The following is a 756-nucleotide window of genomic DNA, read 5'->3' on the forward strand; positions in this document are numbered from 1 at the left end:
GCGATGCCGGTGTGCCCGGGATGAGGCACGGGTTCGACCTGACCATCGCCCGCAGCGACGGCTCGGGCAACATCTACCTGGAGGCCGCCGCCGGGGTGACCGCGTTCATCCTGGCCGGGCGCTACTTCGAGGCGCGTTCCAAGCGGCGTGCGGGGGCGGCGTTGCGCGCGCTGCTGGAGCTGGGCGCCAAGGATGTGGCCGTGCTCCGCGGCGGGGCCGAGGTGCGCATCCCGGTCGGAGAGCTGGCGGTGGGCGACCGTTTCGTGGTCCGGCCCGGCGAGAAGATCGCCACCGACGGCATCATCGAGGAAGGCACCTCTGCCGTCGACGCCTCGATGCTGACCGGCGAGTCGGTCCCCGTCGAGGTCCGGCCGGGCGATGCGGTGACCGGGGCGACGGTCAACGCCGGAGGTCGGCTGGTCGTGCGGGCCACCCGGGTCGGTTCCGACACCCGGCTCGCCCAGATGGCGCGCCTGGTGGAAGACGCCCAGACGGGAAAGGCGCAGGTGCAGCGCCTGGCCGACCGCATCTCCGGGATCTTCGTGCCGATCGTCATCGCCCTGTCCGTGGCCACGCTGGGGTACTGGCTCGGCACCGGCGAGGGCGCCGGGGCCGCCTTCACCGCCGCCGTCGCGGTGCTGATCATCGCCTGCCCCTGCGCGCTGGGGCTGGCCACGCCGACCGCGCTGCTGGTCGGCACCGGCCGCGGCGCCCAGCTCGGCATCTTGATCAAGGGTCCCGAGGTGCTGGAGTCCA

The 756-nt window shown here is 73.5% G+C and carries 1 protein-coding gene; it reads left to right on the top strand.

Features of this window, described 5'->3' with window-relative positions:
- A partial coding sequence (locus QSK36_RS43025) for an HAD-IC family P-type ATPase (RefSeq protein ID WP_285786437.1) occupies positions 1 to 756 on the top strand: 756 nt, incomplete at both ends.

This window comes from Microbispora sp. NBRC 16548, from assembly GCF_030268985.1.
In the GTDB taxonomy this organism is placed as follows: Bacteria; Actinomycetota; Actinomycetes; order Streptosporangiales; family Streptosporangiaceae; genus Microbispora; species Microbispora catharanthi.